The 13,969-nt window shown below is 69.4% G+C and carries 17 protein-coding genes and 1 riboswitch; of the genes, 7 read left to right on the top strand and 10 right to left on the bottom strand.

Annotation, left to right across the window (positions count from 1 at the left end; genetic code table 11):
- Positions 1–65 precede the first annotated feature (65 nt).
- Positions 66–1,982, top strand: a complete 1,917-nt coding sequence (gene htpG / locus O7597_RS27365; protein ID WP_281581127.1) for a molecular chaperone HtpG — start codon at positions 66–68, stop codon at positions 1,980–1,982.
- Between the two features lie 143 nt (positions 1,983–2,125).
- Here the strand turns inward: htpG and O7597_RS27370 are convergent, their stop codons facing one another.
- From O7597_RS27370 to O7597_RS27380, 3 genes are all read right to left on the bottom strand, one after another.
- Positions 2,126–2,356 carry a hypothetical protein gene (locus tag O7597_RS27370; protein WP_269741558.1) on the bottom strand — a complete coding sequence of 77 codons (231 nt, stop codon included), beginning with the start codon at positions 2,354–2,356 and terminating at the stop codon, positions 2,126–2,128.
- Between the two features lie 56 nt (positions 2,357–2,412).
- Positions 2,413–3,138: a VOC family protein gene (locus tag O7597_RS27375; RefSeq protein ID WP_281581128.1), complete on the bottom strand. Its 726-nt coding sequence runs from the start codon at positions 3,136–3,138 to the stop codon at positions 2,413–2,415.
- 243 nt (positions 3,139–3,381) lie between these two features.
- Positions 3,382–4,161: an alpha/beta hydrolase gene (locus O7597_RS27380; RefSeq protein ID WP_281581129.1), complete on the bottom strand. Its 780-nt coding sequence runs from the start codon at positions 4,159–4,161 to the stop codon at positions 3,382–3,384.
- Positions 4,162–4,237: 76 nt separating this feature from the next.
- On the opposite strand from O7597_RS27380, the gene O7597_RS27385 reads away from it, so the two are divergent.
- Positions 4,238–4,918 carry a TetR/AcrR family transcriptional regulator gene (locus tag O7597_RS27385; protein WP_269741561.1) on the top strand — a complete coding sequence of 227 codons (681 nt, stop codon included), beginning with the start codon at positions 4,238–4,240 and terminating at the stop codon, positions 4,916–4,918.
- A gap of 119 nt (positions 4,919–5,037) precedes the next feature.
- Positions 5,038–5,433 carry a VOC family protein gene (locus tag O7597_RS27390; RefSeq protein ID WP_269741562.1) on the top strand — a complete coding sequence of 132 codons (396 nt, stop codon included), beginning with the start codon at positions 5,038–5,040 and terminating at the stop codon, positions 5,431–5,433.
- Positions 5,434–5,547: 114 nt separating this feature from the next.
- On the opposite strand, the gene O7597_RS27395 is transcribed toward O7597_RS27390, so the two are convergent.
- Complete coding sequence (locus O7597_RS27395) at positions 5,548–6,141, bottom strand: TetR/AcrR family transcriptional regulator (RefSeq protein ID WP_269741563.1); 594 nt, start codon at positions 6,139–6,141, stop codon at positions 5,548–5,550.
- 154 nt (positions 6,142–6,295) lie between these two features.
- Between O7597_RS27395 and O7597_RS27400 the strand changes: the two genes are divergently transcribed.
- Positions 6,296–6,667, top strand: coding sequence for a DUF1761 domain-containing protein (locus tag O7597_RS27400; RefSeq protein WP_281581130.1), 372 nt, complete (start codon positions 6,296–6,298; stop codon positions 6,665–6,667).
- A 40-nt stretch (positions 6,668–6,707) separates the two neighbouring features.
- Complete coding sequence (locus O7597_RS27405; protein WP_269741565.1) at positions 6,708–6,989, top strand: DUF1905 domain-containing protein; 282 nt, start codon at positions 6,708–6,710, stop codon at positions 6,987–6,989.
- A 513-nt stretch (positions 6,990–7,502) separates the two neighbouring features.
- On the opposite strand, the gene O7597_RS27410 is transcribed toward O7597_RS27405, so the two are convergent.
- Positions 7,503–8,231 carry a class I SAM-dependent methyltransferase gene (locus O7597_RS27410; RefSeq protein WP_269741566.1) on the bottom strand — a complete coding sequence of 243 codons (729 nt, stop codon included), beginning with the start codon at positions 8,229–8,231 and terminating at the stop codon, positions 7,503–7,505.
- 102 nt (positions 8,232–8,333) lie between these two features.
- On the bottom strand, positions 8,334–8,522 hold the full coding sequence (locus O7597_RS27415; protein WP_269741567.1) for a hypothetical protein: 189 nt from the start codon (positions 8,520–8,522) through the stop codon (positions 8,334–8,336).
- A 234-nt stretch (positions 8,523–8,756) separates the two neighbouring features.
- Here O7597_RS27415 and O7597_RS27420 point away from each other — a divergent pair, with 234 nt between their 5' ends.
- Entirely contained in the window at positions 8,757–9,716 is a 960-nt protein-coding gene (locus O7597_RS27420) for a diacylglycerol kinase family protein (RefSeq protein WP_281581131.1), read from the top strand.
- 153 nt (positions 9,717–9,869) lie between these two features.
- Here O7597_RS27420 and O7597_RS27425 read toward each other — a convergent pair whose 3' ends face one another.
- The gene (locus tag O7597_RS27425; protein ID WP_281581132.1) at positions 9,870–10,616 is read right to left on the bottom strand and encodes an aminoglycoside phosphotransferase family protein; all 747 of its coding nucleotides are present in this window, start codon (positions 10,614–10,616) and stop codon (positions 9,870–9,872) included.
- A gap of 84 nt (positions 10,617–10,700) precedes the next feature.
- On the opposite strand from O7597_RS27425, the gene O7597_RS27430 reads away from it, so the two are divergent.
- Positions 10,701–10,973, top strand: a complete 273-nt coding sequence (locus O7597_RS27430; protein WP_348650773.1) for a GNAT family N-acetyltransferase — start codon at positions 10,701–10,703, stop codon at positions 10,971–10,973.
- Positions 10,974–10,984: 11 nt separating this feature from the next.
- Here the strand turns inward: O7597_RS27430 and O7597_RS27435 are convergent, their stop codons facing one another.
- From O7597_RS27435 to O7597_RS27445, 3 genes are all read right to left on the bottom strand, one after another.
- The gene (locus O7597_RS27435; RefSeq protein WP_281581134.1) at positions 10,985–11,746 is read right to left on the bottom strand and encodes an arginase family protein; all 762 of its coding nucleotides are present in this window, start codon (positions 11,744–11,746) and stop codon (positions 10,985–10,987) included.
- Positions 11,747–11,810: 64 nt separating this feature from the next.
- A riboswitch (SAM riboswitch) is annotated at positions 11,811–11,927 on the top strand.
- A gap of 191 nt (positions 11,928–12,118) precedes the next feature.
- A complete protein-coding gene (locus O7597_RS27440; RefSeq protein WP_281581135.1) occupies positions 12,119–13,390 on the bottom strand; it encodes an MFS transporter in 1,272 nt (423 codons plus the stop codon).
- A gap of 76 nt (positions 13,391–13,466) precedes the next feature.
- Positions 13,467–13,946, bottom strand: a complete 480-nt coding sequence (locus O7597_RS27445) for a hypothetical protein (RefSeq protein ID WP_281581136.1) — start codon at positions 13,944–13,946, stop codon at positions 13,467–13,469.
- Between the last annotated feature and the right edge of the window lie 23 nt (positions 13,947–13,969).

Below are 13,969 nucleotides of genomic sequence, written 5' to 3' on the forward strand. Positions count from 1 at the left end.
CGCGCAGCGCGACGACTCGTATCCTTTCCGCGAACCGTCGTGCCGACGACCGGAAAGGACTTGGTGTGAACGACCGGGCCGAGACGTTGGAGTTCCAGGCCGAAGCGCGTCAGCTGCTCCGGCTGATGGTCCACTCGATCTACTCGAACAAGGACGTCTTCCTCCGCGAGTTGATCTCGAACGCCTCAGACGCGCTGGACAAGCTGCGCCTGGCGTCGATGGTCGACAAGGACCTCGCCGTCGACACCGGCGACCTGCACATCACCATCGAGGTCGACCGGGACGCCCGCACCCTCACCGTGCGGGACAACGGCATCGGCATGAGCCGCGACGAGGTGGTCTCCGTCATCGGCACCATCGCCAAGTCCGGCACCGCGGAGCTGCTGCGGCAGCTGCGGGAGGCCAAGGATGCGGGCGCCTCGCAGGAGCTGATCGGTCAGTTCGGCGTCGGCTTCTACGCCGCGTTCATGGTGGCCGAGCGGGTCGAGCTGGTCACCCGGCGGGCCGGCGAGAGCGGCGGTACCCGCTGGGAGTCCACCGGCGAGGGCACCTACACCATCACCGAGCTGGACGACGCCCCGCAGGGCACGGCGGTGACCCTGCACCTCAAACCCGCCGACGCCGAGGACAACCTGCACGACTACACGGCCGAGTGGACGATCCGGGAGATCGTCAAGCGCTACTCCGACTTCATCGCCCATCCGATCCGGATGACCGTCGAGCGGCCCGGCTCCGACGACGCCCCCGCCACCACCGAGACGGTGACCCTCAACTCGATGAAGGCGTTGTGGGCCCGCCCGCGCGGCGAGGTCGAGCCCGCCGAGTACCACGAGTTCTACAAGCACGTCAGCCACGACTGGGCGGACCCGCTGGAGACCATCCACATGCGGGGGGAGGGGACCTTCGAGTACGAGGCGCTGCTGTTCATCCCCACCCACGCGCCGCTGGACCTGTTCTCCCCTCAGGGCCGCCGGGGGGTGCAGCTCTACGTCAAGCGCGTGTTCATCATGGACGACTGCGACGCGCTGATGCCCAACTACCTGCGGTTCGTCAAGGGTGTGGTGGACGCCCACGACCTGTCGCTGAACATCTCCCGGGAGATCCTCCAGCAGGACCGGCAGATCCGCGCCGTCCGCCGTCGCCTGGTCAAGAAGATCCTCGCCACGGTCAAGGACCTCAAGACCGACCAGCCGGAGCGCTACCGCACCTTCTGGACCGAGTTCGGTCCGGTGGTCAAGGAAGGCCTGCTGGAGGACACCGACAACCAGGACACCCTGCTGGAGATCCTCTCGGTGGCCTCCACCAACGACCCGGCCGAGCAGACGGACCTGGCCGGCTACGTCGAGCGGATGCGCGAGGGCCAGCAGGACATCTACTACGCCACCGGCGAGAGCCGGACCACCATCGAGAACTCCCCGCACATGGAGGCGTTCCGCGCCAAGGGCTACGAGGTGCTGCTGCTCACCGACCCGGTCGACGAGGTCTGGGTCGAGCGGGTCGGCAGCTACGCGGGCAAGACGCTGCGTTCGGTCGCCAAGGGGCAGGTCGACCTGGACACCGAGCAGGAGCGTACCGAGGCCGAGGCGGAACGGGAGCGGCAGCGCACCGAGTACGCCGACCTGCTCAGCTGGCTGGGCACCGTGCTGGCGGACAGCGTCAAGGAGGTCCGCCTGTCGTCGCGGCTGACCACCTCGCCGGCCTGCGTGGTCGGCGACGCGCACGACCTCACGCCCACCCTGGAGAAGATGTACCGGGCGATGGGGCAGGAGGTGCCGAAGGTCAAGCGGATCCTGGAGATCAACCCGACCCACCCACTCGTCACCGGCCTGCGCAAGGCACACGAGCAGGGCGCCACCGGCGACTCCCTGGCGGAGACCGCCGAGCTGCTCTACGGCACCGCGCTGCTCGCCGAGGGCGGCGACCTGGCCGACCCGGCGCGCTTCGCCCGGATCCTCGCCGACCGCCTCGCCCGCACCCTGTAGTCGCGCCCGCTGTCGGGATCGGGTGACGTCGGAGCCCACTCGATCCCGACAGCGGGCCGGCTCGGCGCGCAGTCGGCAAGGTCCTCAACATGCCGTCGAGACGCGGGGCGGCATCGGGTCTCGGCATCGGTCGGGGCGGCGGCTCAGCGGGTGAGGCCGGCGAGGGCGGTCAGCCGCGCCATGCCGGCCGGTGCGGGTCGGCCTCGGGCGATCTCCGCCAGCAGCGTACGCGCCGACGCCCGCCAACGGACCTCGGCCGGTGCCACCGCGTCGGCGGCGACCAGCATCCGGCCGGCCGCGAGCAGGTACGCCGTGCGGCGTCCACCGGGTAGGCATCCCGCTACTCGGCCGGCAGCCGCCGCCACCCGTCGCACCGGATCACCACCTCGTCCTGACATGGCCGAGACGAGGGAGACATTCGCCTGGTGAGTCACCGCAGTGCTGCGGCGAGTTCGGCGGCGTTGTCGAACGCGGATGCCGCTCTTTCGGATTCGTCCTCCGTGAGCGTGACGGACTTGGCGCGAGTCAGCATCTCGGCCGCAGCCGCCGGATCGTGCAGCACCATCGCGAGTTCGGCGCGGTAGACCAAGACCTCCACCTGCTCGACCGGGTCGTCGTCGGCTTGCGGTCGGGCCAACGCGCTGTCGAGGATCCGAACGGCCTGTCCGACGCTTCCTCTGGAATCGGCCTGCACGACAGCATTCGCCAGGGCCTTGGCCAGCCGCCCGGCCGGCATCGGCGTGGTGGCCGGCATCGGCGCGATGGCGGCGTCCCGGAAGACGCGGATCCAGTTGCCGCCCGGGTCGATGACGCTGAACCCGCCCAACCCGTCGGCGTTCTTCCGCGCCCGAGGCCGGGTCATCCGCGGCGTTCCGGACACCAGGACCTTGCCGTACGCGGCGCGCATGCCAGCGGCGAACGCCCCGTGCAGTCCCTCGATGTCGGCGGTGAGAACCAGACAGGAGCCATAGGACTGCTCCGGGTCGAACCCGGCGATCTCGAAGAACTGCAGCTGCAGGTCTTCCCGCTGCACCCCCACACACGCGTTGGGCCTGCGCTGCTTGTACGTGGTGCGGAAACCGACAACTCCGTAGAAGGCTTCGATGTCAACAATGGACGCGCACGGCAGCAGGGGAACGGTCCGCTCGTTGGTCATGCCTCCTTCCTAGACGTCGTAGGGTGTCCACCGCCCATCGAAACAGCCGATCATCGCCGCCGGCCATCCGATCGGCTGATGACCCGAGAACGCAACATCGCCGCGCCGAGCCATCGGAGGCCGCCTCCCTGTCGGCCACACGACTCGCCAAGATCAGGCGTCGGGATCTGCCGCCGATCGGCCGTCCATTGGATAGCGGAGGTCAGCGGCGCTGGCATCCGGATCTAGCCGATGAGCGGATGTTCATGCTTGCTTCTCGGTTGCGGCGGTGAACTGGATGGTCCGGTTGCTGACCAGTTCGGGGCAGCGGACAGGAAGGTCGTGGCCGGCTTCTGGGACGGTTTCGGCGTGTGCGTTGGGGATCTGGGCCCGGATCTGGGCGGCCACGGCTTGGGCGGCGTACATCTGGCTTCTTTCGCCGAGCAGCGCCAGGGTCGGAGCAGTTACCCGGCGTAGCTCCTCGTCGGTGATTTCGGGCGGAGCGATGTGGCGGCGGCGGAAGCCAGTGCTGGCCCGTAGTAGGCGGACGAGGTCGTCGTCGAGCAAGGAGGCGTTGTGTAGCGCCCGTGCCGCGAGACGGCGAATCGGCGTGGGGCTGAACGCGGCGAGTCCGCCCAGCATGATCCAGGCGAGGAAACGGCCGTTGAGTCGGCCGAAGCCGGCGGGGTCGAGGAGGGTGATCGTATCGGTGTGGCCGGGCAGGTGCAGGTTGTACTGCAAGGCGAACCAGCCGCCGTGGGACATGCCGACCAGGTGGACGCGCTCAACGTCCAGGGCGGTGAGGGTCTCATGCAGCCAGTTGGCCCAGTCGCGCCCGTCGTGTAGTGGTCTCGCCTGCACTGAACATCCGGGTTCACCGACCGGATCGAGAACGATCACTTGCCGTGTCGCGGCGAACGGGCGTATGTAGCGATGCCAGGACAACGCGTTGCCGCCGGCTCCCGACAGCAGCACGAGCGGGACGCCTGCACTGCCGATCCGGTACGCCCTGGTAGAGCCGAAACTGGTCGCCACGTCGATCACGGTCGCCTCCGCTGGCCACCGCTGCCGACGCATGCCCTCGTACGCCCGCGCGAACCGCGCCTGAGCCTTGTCGCTGGTGAAGGTGCTGATTCCGGCAGCTGGCATGCTGTCACCACCTCGCTCGAATTTCTTGATACAAGCCGTGCCCAAACGTGTGGACCACGAGATACGCCGCCGGCAGATCGGGGAGGCGCTGTTGCGCATCGCCAGCGCCCGCGGCCTGCAGTCCGCCAGCATGCGTGAAGTGGCCGCCGAAGCCGGCGTCTCTCTCCGCCTGGTGCAGTACTACTTCCACACCAAAGAAGAGCTGCTACTCACCGCTTTGGGCTATCTCGGCGAACGGTTGGCCACCAGGGTGGAGAGCCACATCCGCGCCCTGGGACCGGTGACCCCCCGCAACGTCGTCTACGGCACACTCACCGCGATTCTGCCCACCGACGCCGAGAGCCTCGACCTGACGAGGGCCTACACCGGCTACTACACCTTGGTCTTCACCGACCCTGACCTCGCTACCCGGCACGGCGCCACCTACCCGGACAAGATCGAACGACTGCTCGCCGGGCAATTGACCACCGCGCAGCAGGCCGACCAGATCGACACCACGCTGAACCCGGCGACAATCGCCGCCGGACTCCTCGCCCTCACCAACGGCCTCGGCTCAAGCGTGCTCGGCGGGCAACGCGACGGCGCAGCCGCACTGCGTATTCTCACCGATCACATCGATCGGCTGTTCAAGCACGGACCAAACCGGCCGTAACACAAGCTCAAGCGCGACCTCAGCAGCCCACAGACCGATGGGTTGCTCACAAACGACACCCACTCTTGCCGTGGTGGTGCGCGCGAGCGGCAGCAGGAGTCGACCCCGCGTACGCTGCCGTGGTGCAGATCGACGTGGTTGCCCTGATTGTCGAGGAGTACGACCCGGCGATCGCGTTCTTCACCGACGTACTCGGCTTCGACCTCGTCGAGGATTACCCATCGCTGACCAATGACGGGCGGCCCAAGCGGTGGGTCGTCGTGCGGCCCCCGGGTGCCCAGACCGGGCTTCTGCTCGCCCGTGCCGACGGAGAACACCAGCGTGCCGCTGTCGGCAACCAGGTAGCCGGCCGGGTCGGGTTCTTCCTGCGCGTCGACGACTTCGACGCCGCTTACCGACGGATGACCGAGGCCGGTGTCACCTTCGTCCGGGAACCACGGACCGAGCCCTACGGCCGGGTCGCGGTCTTCCTCGACATCGCCGGCAACCGGTGGGACCTCCTCGGCGCAACCTGAGGTAAGTGCACACGTCAGCCGAATCGCCAAGATCAGACATCCTGATCTACCCCCGCCGTAGCGCTTGTGATCCAAGGGGGCGCCTGAGCAATCCTGCCTTCGGCGCGGTGCGGCTCACGGTCGCGGCGTGACTTCGGCTCGGCCGTAGCGGGCGAGGAAGGTGGCGGTCGCGGCGTCGGCCGTGGCGGTCAGGTCTTCCGATGGTGTGGCGTCGCCGCGCAGGGTGTGGTCGTTCAGGGCCGCGCCGAGCAACAGCCAGGTGAACTGCTGCGCCGCGACGGCCGGGTCGTCCACCCGGAGGCTGCCACGGCTGTCCAGCTCGGCGAAGGCGGCGGCGAGAGCGGCGATGTTGCGGTCCCAGCTCTCGGCGACGTAGCGGGCGGCCACCTCGGGGTGCCGGCCCGCCTCGGCCGCGACCAGCCGCCGCATGCGCAGCACACCCGGGCTGAGCACCGCCGCCTGCAGCGTGCGCCCGAAGCGGCCGAGCGCGGCCGGTAGGTTCTCCGAGGCGAGCAGTGCGTCGAGATGCGGCCGCATCGCGTCCCGTCCTTGGTCCGCCCAGTCGACGACCACCGCGGCGTAGAGGGCGTCCTTCGAAGGGTGCTGTGCATAGAGCGACGCCTTGGAAATGCGGGCCGCGGCGGCGACGGCATCCATGGTCGTAGCCGCGAACCCATGCTCCAGGAACAACTCGCGGGCGACGCCCAAAAGCTCGGCGCCGCGGCTGCCGCTGGGACGTCCACGCCGGCGTGCGGTTGACTCGGTGATGACCGGCCTCCAATTCAGTACTTGAGATTACTTTAATTCTCCTCCTATGATGGCCACAATAGGTACCGCAGGGTACTAAAAGGAGGTCAAGGCCATGGTCGTCGGAGGAATCCTGGTCGCGACGGCGGTCGCCTTCATCAGCAGCTTCGCGTTCTACTCGGTCGCACCTGCGGCGCCGGCCACAGCAAAGAGCCCACCCACGCGCCCTCAGGCGTGGCAGATCATCGCCGAGGTGCTCCGCAGCGCAGTCACGGCCACGCTGACTACCGGCCTGCTGATCGCCGGGGCTTGGTCGGGCCTGGCCGCTGGCGTGCTGCTCGGCTTGGCACTCTGGGCCCTGCCGGTCGTCCTGCTGACGGGCTCGGTCGTCTGGGAGAACGTCCCGGTTCGGGGCGCGGCCCTGCATGCCGCCGACTGGCTGATCAAGTTGCTCGCCATCGGCGCCATCGTCGGCGCCTTCGCCTAAACCGCTTCCCCGACGTCGGACCTACCCGAAAGGACCCGCCATGGCTGCCGGACCGCTCGACATCACCTTCACCGCGACCCTTGGCAAGATTAGCGAGGGTGACACCTGGACCTGCGTCAAGCTGCCCGGCTCGGCCGAGATCTTCGGCACCCGGGGCCTCGTCAAGGTCGCCGGCACCATGGACGGCGTGCCGTTCGAGGGCGCCTTCATGGCGCTCGGCGACGGCACGCACAAGTTGCCGGTCAACGGCGCCGTGCGCAAGGCGATCGGCAAGACCGACGGCGACGAGGTGGTCGTGCACCTGACGCAACGCCGGAACTAGGGACGCCTTCGTGCCCGCTGACAGGTCGCACGGAACCACGCATCCTCTTCTAGCCGCCGAGTTTGCGCGGCAGCCAGCAGAGGCTGTCCCGCATCGTAAGGCGCACGCTGCGCGCGCTCGTGCTGATGAGTGCGCGCTCGGCGGTCGGCGTTGGCATGATCGCTGCGTGATGCAACGCCGAACGGAGTCAGCGCGAGTGCTGCCGGGTGCCGAGGTGTTACTCGTGGGCCTGTTCTCGGCGAAGGACGCCGAGATCGACACCAAACTGGACCGCTTGGCCACCGCGGTGGAAGCGTACGGTGCGCGGGTCGTGGGCCGGCATGTTCAGCGCCGGGGTGTCTCACACGGCGGCGTGGACAAGATGGTGGCTCCGTTCTCGCGGCGGACCTTCGTGAGCGCGGGCAAGGCCCGCGAGGTCGCCGATGCGTGTCGGGCGAGGCAGGTCCGGGTGGTGGTGTTCGCGAACCCGCTGCCCATGAGGACACGCCCGAGAAGGGTTCAGCGTTGGTGCGGTCAGTGCGTTCGTTGCGCCACGAACACGTACTCCCGCCCGGGGCGGTCCGGGGCCTCGCGGACGTCGATGGTGGTGAAACCACTGGTCACCAGGGTCTGCTCAACCTCTGCTCGACTGCGGAACCTGAGGGTGGAGTCGGATTCCACCGAGAAGCCGTCGGAGGCGAAGGTGTACGTGTACCGGAAGGAGACATATGGCAGCGCGACCCTGGTGACTTCCATACGCCGTTCGACCTCACCGATGCCAGGAAGGTTTCGGGTGACAGGGTCAGTGTCGAGGAGCCATTCCTCCCAGGCGCGGCGCTGCGGGCGTCTCGTCTCGAACACGAGGTGGCCGCCGTCGCGTAGCGCACCACGAATGCCCTGCAGTGTCGCGCTCCAGTCATCGTCGTCGAGAAAGACTTGAGCCACGTTGCCGGTCATGACCGCGATGTCAGCTGACAGCCGGGGGAGGGTCGTGGCATCCCCGTGGAGCCAGGTGACCGCCGCGGCGCCGGGTTTGGATACCGCCACGTCGAGGGAGGCGGCGGCGGGATCGACGCCGGTCACCTGTCGTCCGCTGCTCACCAGCAGGATGGCCAGGGACCCGGTACCGCATCCGACATCGAGCACGTGTCGGGCGTCGAACTCGTCGGCGATGCGAAGATATGCGTCGAGGTCTGCGCGGTCGCCATCGAACGCGTCGTAGACAGGCGCGAGGCGCGGATGGGCAAAGATGGCGTCGGGCATGGCACAGAACCGTAGCGCTGCGGAATGCCCGCGACCAGCAACAATCGAAGCGGTTGCGATACCGCTCATGCCGCAACGAACGCGGCGGTCTGATGTATTGCGTTACCGCTTCTGTGCTCGGTACTTCCGGAGCAGCGCGGTAATCCTGGCGTAGTCACGGGCGCCGTTCAGCTCGTTGAGCAACTCGTCTGGGCAGAGTTCATAAAGATCGCCCCACCACCGGCGAGCCCGGTTGTCCCAGATCCGATAGCCGCCATCCACGCCCCTCGCCACGTACCTTCGCCTCGCCACCGGTGGCAAGCTATCGCACGTCGTCCGAATGGGCACCCGGGGGAGCCTTGACGGTTTGCGTACGGACCTTGCGTAACAGTTCAGGCAAGTGCAGGGATTTGACCGCGACCGGTGTGGCTGGGTAACGACGTTGACGTCCGCGGTCCTGATGCCGCCCGCGGACGGCGTGGATCATCGCCCCGCCAACGCTAGACCAGGCGTGAAATCGCGGGCCGTCGGGTACCACTGGCCGGCATGAGTGCGAGTGTGCTGGTGGATCCGGACCGGCCTGCGCCCACCGTGGCGGTGGGCACCGTCGCGGTTGTGGCCCACCGGAAGAAGAACCTCGGTGGGGGCCTGGACGAGTTGCGCGCCGCCCTGGTCGGCGCGGGTGTCGAGCAGCTGCTCTGGTACGAGGTGCCCAAGAGCCGTAAGGCGCCGAAGAAGGTCCGCAAGGCGCTCGACAAGGGTGCCGAACTGGTCTTCGTCTGGGGCGGCGACGGCATGGTCCAACGGTGCGCCGACACCCTCGCCGGGTCCCGCGTACCGATGGCGATCCTGCCGGCCGGTACCGCCAATCTGTTCGCCACCAACCTGGGCGTTCCCGAGGATCTGCGCGAGGCGGTCCGGATCGGTCTGCACGGTCAGCGGCGTCGGCTCGACCTGGGCAAGCTCAACGGTGAGCACTTCGCGGTGATGGCCGGTGCCGGTTTCGACGGTGACCTCATCCGGGAGGCCGACCGGGAGATGAAGGGGCGTCTCGGCCGGCTCGCCTACGTGTGGACCGGGCTGCGTCACGTGCGTGGCGAGCTGACCCGGACCCGGATCACCGTCGACGGTGCCCTCTGGTTCGACGGTGAGGCCAGTTGCGTGCTGTTCGGCAACGTCGGCACCATCACCGGCGGCATCCCCGCCTTCGACGACGCCCGCCCCGACAGCGGTTCGCTGGAGATCGGGGTCTCCACCGCCAGCGGTGCCGTCGACTGGGCCCGTACCCTCGGCAAGATGGCCACCGGCCGCTCCGAGGATTCCAAGTTCGTGCGGATCACCCGGGGCCGCAAGGTCAAGGTCCGTTTCGCCGAGCCGAAGACGTACGAGCTGGACGGCGGCGCCCGCAGCACGGCCCGGAAACTGAAGGTACGCGCCGTGCCCGCGGCCCTGACCGTGTGCTGCCCCGATCGGGACGACGAGGAGGCGCTGGCCGCGCCACAGTGAGCCGGGACGGCAGGTCGCCCGACCCGACCCGCCACCGGCAAGACCACGCTCGGGCGAACGTGGTCCCGGGGTCCGGTGCAGGTCGCCGATCCGGTCATGCGGGACGGGGCCCCGGTCGCCGTGCATCCCCGCCGACGTCGGGCCGGTGTCGCCTCACATCCGCGATCTGAGCACGTCGAACTCGCAGCCTGGTGCCGACGGGTCGAAGCCGTGTTCGATCAACCAGCGGGACGCCAGCAGGCTGCGCAGCGACCACCAGGCCCGAATCACGTCCCGGTCGACGTCGGTGCCGTAGCCGGCCAGGAGATCGTCGAGTCGTTCCTCGTGCCCGAGGGTCAGGATGGCCAGGTCGTACAGCGCGTCGCCGGGTGCCGCCTCGGACCAGTCGATCACGCCGGTGACCTCGTCGCCGTCGGTGAAGATGTGGGTGATCTGCAGGTCGCCGTGCATGAACACCGGCGTCCACGGCCGAATCGCGGCCTCGGCGATCTCGCGGTTGCGGTCGACCAGGTCCGCCGGCAGGGCGCCGCTGTCGACGAGCCAGGCGCATTCGCGTTCGAGTTCCGCGTCCAGGCCGACGAGCTTCCTGCCGGTCCACGGCGGTGGTGGCGTGTCGTGCAGCGTCCGGATCACCGCGCCCGCCGCGGCCCACGCCGCCGGTGACGCGGGCGAGGGCTCGCCGAGACGACCGAGTGCCCGGCCGGGCAATGCGGCGATCGCGAGGACGGGCGGCTTGCGCCACCGGACCTCCGGGGTCGGAACGGGCGCCAGCCGCATCGCCTCGACCTCGACATCGATGCGCGCCTGGTCACTGTCGACCTTCAGGAACACATCACCGACCCGCAGGGTCGCGCGCTCACTGTGGGCGACGACGACCGTGACCTCATCCACACCGGCCATTATCGGGGTCGATCGGCGATGTCGCTGCGGGCGTCTGGACAAAGCAGCCGTGGAGCAGAGACCGGATTTGCCGCTGTCACTACAGTGTCCGCTGCCGGCCACCGGTCTCAGGGCGTCGGAACGACGATCATCCGGGCCGCCGAGGAACTCGCGTTGCGACGCGGCCACCACCGGATCGGGATGGGCGTCGGCGAGGACAACTCCCGGGCGGGTGCGCTCTACCTGCGACTCGGATACCAGGACACCGGCTGCCGCTACCTCGACCGCTACCACTACATCGACGAGCGAGGAAGCCGACACGAGGTCGCCGACCGCTGTCTGTTCCTGGTCAAGGAGCTTCGCGACGTTCCCGGTTGAGGGACTGCGGCTCAGTGGGTGGCGAGAGCCGTCAGCCGGGACAGCAGCTCCGTACGGATGTCCCGCTGGCCCTCGTCCTCGGTCCGCGACCATGGGCATGCCACATCGAACGCCACCACCCGGTCGGTCGCGAACAGCCGTACGCAGGCGGCCAAGACGGCATCCGCCGACGGGCCGTCCGGCGCCGGGTAACGCAGACCGGGCACCGCGCCGGAGTCGATGACATCCACGTCGACGTGCAGGACCAGCGGACCGGACGGCACGGTGTCCGCGGAAACCTCGGGGACCGGAATCCGGCGGGTCGCGCTGCCGGCCAGATACTCGATTTCGGCGGGATCCAGGTCGCGCGCGTCGACCAACACCGTGCGCTCCGCCGGCACCGGCCGCAGCCCGATCACGTCGGCGTACCGCTCCGGATGCGCGCCGTTCAGCAGCCGCAACGCGAGACCCCCCAGGTAGCCCGATGTGCTCGTCTGCAAGGTGTGCACGTCACCGTGGGCGTCAAACCAGACAACCGCCGGGTCGACTCCCGCTTCCTGCACCCCGGTGACGGTGCCGCCGGCGACCAGGCAGTCGCCGGAGACCACCACCGGCACGCGGCCGGCCGCCACCACCGGCGACACTGCCGCCGCAGTAGCGGAGCACACCCCCGCCATGTGTCGCCAGACGTCCCCGTCGCGCACCTGCGACCGAACATTGATGTCCGCCGCCACCGGGATCTCATCGTCGAGCAGCCGCTCATCTTGGTGGTACGGCACCAGGATCGTGGTCACGCCGCATCCTTTCGTCGAGGTCCACGGTCATCATTCAGGGCTTGGACTTGTTATGGTCCCTCCAGGTCATGAGCGCCAGCGCGAAGCCCCGGCTTGCTGGCCGGCAACCCTCCGTCTCGTGGGTGGGGTGCCCCGGGTGATGACCCGGCCCGCTGCACGAAGCATCGGGCAAGCCGCGAACGGAGAGAGCATGCCATTTCCTGTGACGTGTGCCGCTGGTCCGAGACTCTGCCATGTACTCGATCATTGATTCGGAGTGGCCGGCCTGTCGGACAGCGCTACAGGCGCGGCTCGGGAGCCGGGAATGCAGGACGCGAGCATGCCCGCCCCCACCCAGCGGGGCCGTGCGGCCCGACCGAGTGATGGTCGAGGTCAGCGGCTCGGCTGCCGAGTTCGGGTGCCTGGAACCCTTCTCTCGTTGACGGCGTCCGGCACTCCCGCTCCCGACGTCAGCGCCGTCGCCCGGCCGACATGGGGGGAGCGGCGCGACGATGTCCGCTCGCGCCGACGTCGCCACGTCAGCGCGCAAGCGGTGAGGCAGCCGGCGGCGGCGAGGACCAGCGGTGGCCGGGGGCCGAGCAGCACGGCGGCGGCGCCGAGCGGCGTCGTCGCCGCGATCGGCCCGAACATGACCGTGTTGGCGGTGGCGGCGACCCGGCCGAGCAGCGCGTCGGGGCTGTGGGTCTGGACGGCGGTGATCGCCGCGACGAGCGCCCACGGCAACCCCAGACCGGTCACCACCGACGCGGCGACGACCGCTGGCCACCAGGGCAGGCATCTGCCCAGGCAGCTGACGGCGAAGAGTCCGGCCCCGGCCAGGGCCACCGCTGTCGGGCCGAACCAGGTGATCATCCGGCCGACCACCAGTCCACCGGCGACCGAGCCGGCGCCCTGGGCGCTGAGTAGTACACCCAGGAACGTCGCCGGCAGGCCGAGCGTGTCGGTGACGACGGCGTAGCCGGCGGCGGTGGTGAACCCGGACATGCCGATGGCGACCGCGGCGAGCGTCACCGGTTGTCGGATCGACACCGCGCCGAACAGGACGGTCAGCCCGACTCGGACTCCCCGGTCCGGGGTCGCGACCGGCGGCGGCGTGCGGGTCAGGCGCAGCGCCGCGTAGCCGGCTGCGGCGAGGGCCGGCAGCACGGCGGCGAGCAGGGCGACCAGGTGGCCGCCCTGCCAGGTGTACAGGCCGGCACCGGCCAGCGGGGCGACCAGCTTGACGCCTTCCTGGGCGCTGGAGCGCCACCCGTTGACCCGTCCGAGGTGGACACCCGACAGGGCCGCCGGCAGCAGGGCGCTCTCGCCCGCGTCGATCAGGACGTACGCGATGCCGTAGACCGTGGCCACGCAGAACAGCAGCCACACCTGGCCGGGACCACGCACCGCCAGCAGGGTGGGCAGGGTGGCGGTGAGGGTCAGGTTGGCCGCGACGACGACCGGGCGTCGGGGCAGCCGGTCGACGACAGCGCCGAGCCACGGGCCGGCGAGGGTGGGCGCGTAGGCGCAGAGGCCGGCGAGCGCGGCCAGGCCGGGGGAGTCGGTGAGGTCGAGAATCCAGATGCCGGTGACCAGGGCCATCGCGCTGCCGCCGAGGCCGGACAGCAGCGACACCGCCACGAACAGGATCGCGTTGCGCTGCATGGGCCCTCCGGAACGAGTCAGGGGAGCTCACAGCGTCCATTCTTGAGTTACTTCGAGGCAAGACTCTGGGCAGGTGTCAACGCTGCGTTGACAGTGCCTCGGCGAGGTGGCGGGCGACGGCGCGTACCGGGGCGGGTAGTTCGGGATGGTTGGCCGGTAGGTCGGCGCGGATCCGGGTGGCCAGGTCGTACAGTCCGCCGGGCTCGGCCTCCAGGGCGAGCATCGTGGTACGGCGGGTCAACGCGGCCCGGTCGAAGCGGGAATCCCAGCGACGGTCGGCGTCGATCCAACGTCGCAGCTCGATGAGGAGGCCGCGTAACGCGGCGACCTCGGCCGGCCAGCCCCGGTCCGCCACCGCTCGACGGGCCGCACGCGCGGCGGCCAGGCGCTGGCGGCGCTGCTCGGCGGCCTGCCGGCTGGCCAGGCCGAGGGCCTCGGCCACCTGGGCCCAGGTCGCACCGGCGAGCCGGGCCCGGTCGATGAGATCGAGTTCGGTCTCGTCGAGTCGGTCCCGGGCGGCCGGGACGCCGGCCAGTTGATCGAGCGGGTCAACCATGCGTCAACGCTACATTGACAGCA

The organism is Verrucosispora sp. WMMC514 (genome assembly GCF_027497295.1).
In the GTDB taxonomy this organism is placed as follows: domain Bacteria; phylum Actinomycetota; class Actinomycetes; order Mycobacteriales; family Micromonosporaceae; genus Micromonospora; species Micromonospora palythoicola.

Excerpts from the sequence above, each read along its gene's own strand:
- O7597_RS27405 (WP_269741565.1), top strand. The coding sequence starts at position 6,708 with ATGGCTGCCGGACCGCTCGACATCACCTTCACCGCGACCCTTGGCAAG.
- O7597_RS27375 (WP_281581128.1), bottom strand. The coding sequence starts at position 3,138 with ATGACCAACGAGCGGACCGTTCCCCTGCTGCCGTGCGCGTCCATTGTT.
- O7597_RS27420 (WP_281581131.1), top strand. The coding sequence starts at position 8,757 with ATGAGTGCGAGTGTGCTGGTGGATCCGGACCGGCCTGCGCCCACCGTG.
- O7597_RS27400 (WP_281581130.1), top strand. The coding sequence starts at position 6,296 with ATGGTCGTCGGAGGAATCCTGGTCGCGACGGCGGTCGCCTTCATCAGC.
- O7597_RS27410 (WP_269741566.1), bottom strand. The coding sequence starts at position 8,231 with ATGCCCGACGCCATCTTTGCCCATCCGCGCCTCGCGCCTGTCTACGAC.
- O7597_RS27440 (WP_281581135.1), bottom strand. The coding sequence starts at position 13,390 with ATGCAGCGCAACGCGATCCTGTTCGTGGCGGTGTCGCTGCTGTCCGGC.
- O7597_RS27425 (WP_281581132.1), bottom strand. The coding sequence starts at position 10,616 with ATGGCCGGTGTGGATGAGGTCACGGTCGTCGTCGCCCACAGTGAGCGC.
- O7597_RS27445 (WP_281581136.1), bottom strand. The coding sequence starts at position 13,946 with ATGGTTGACCCGCTCGATCAACTGGCCGGCGTCCCGGCCGCCCGGGAC.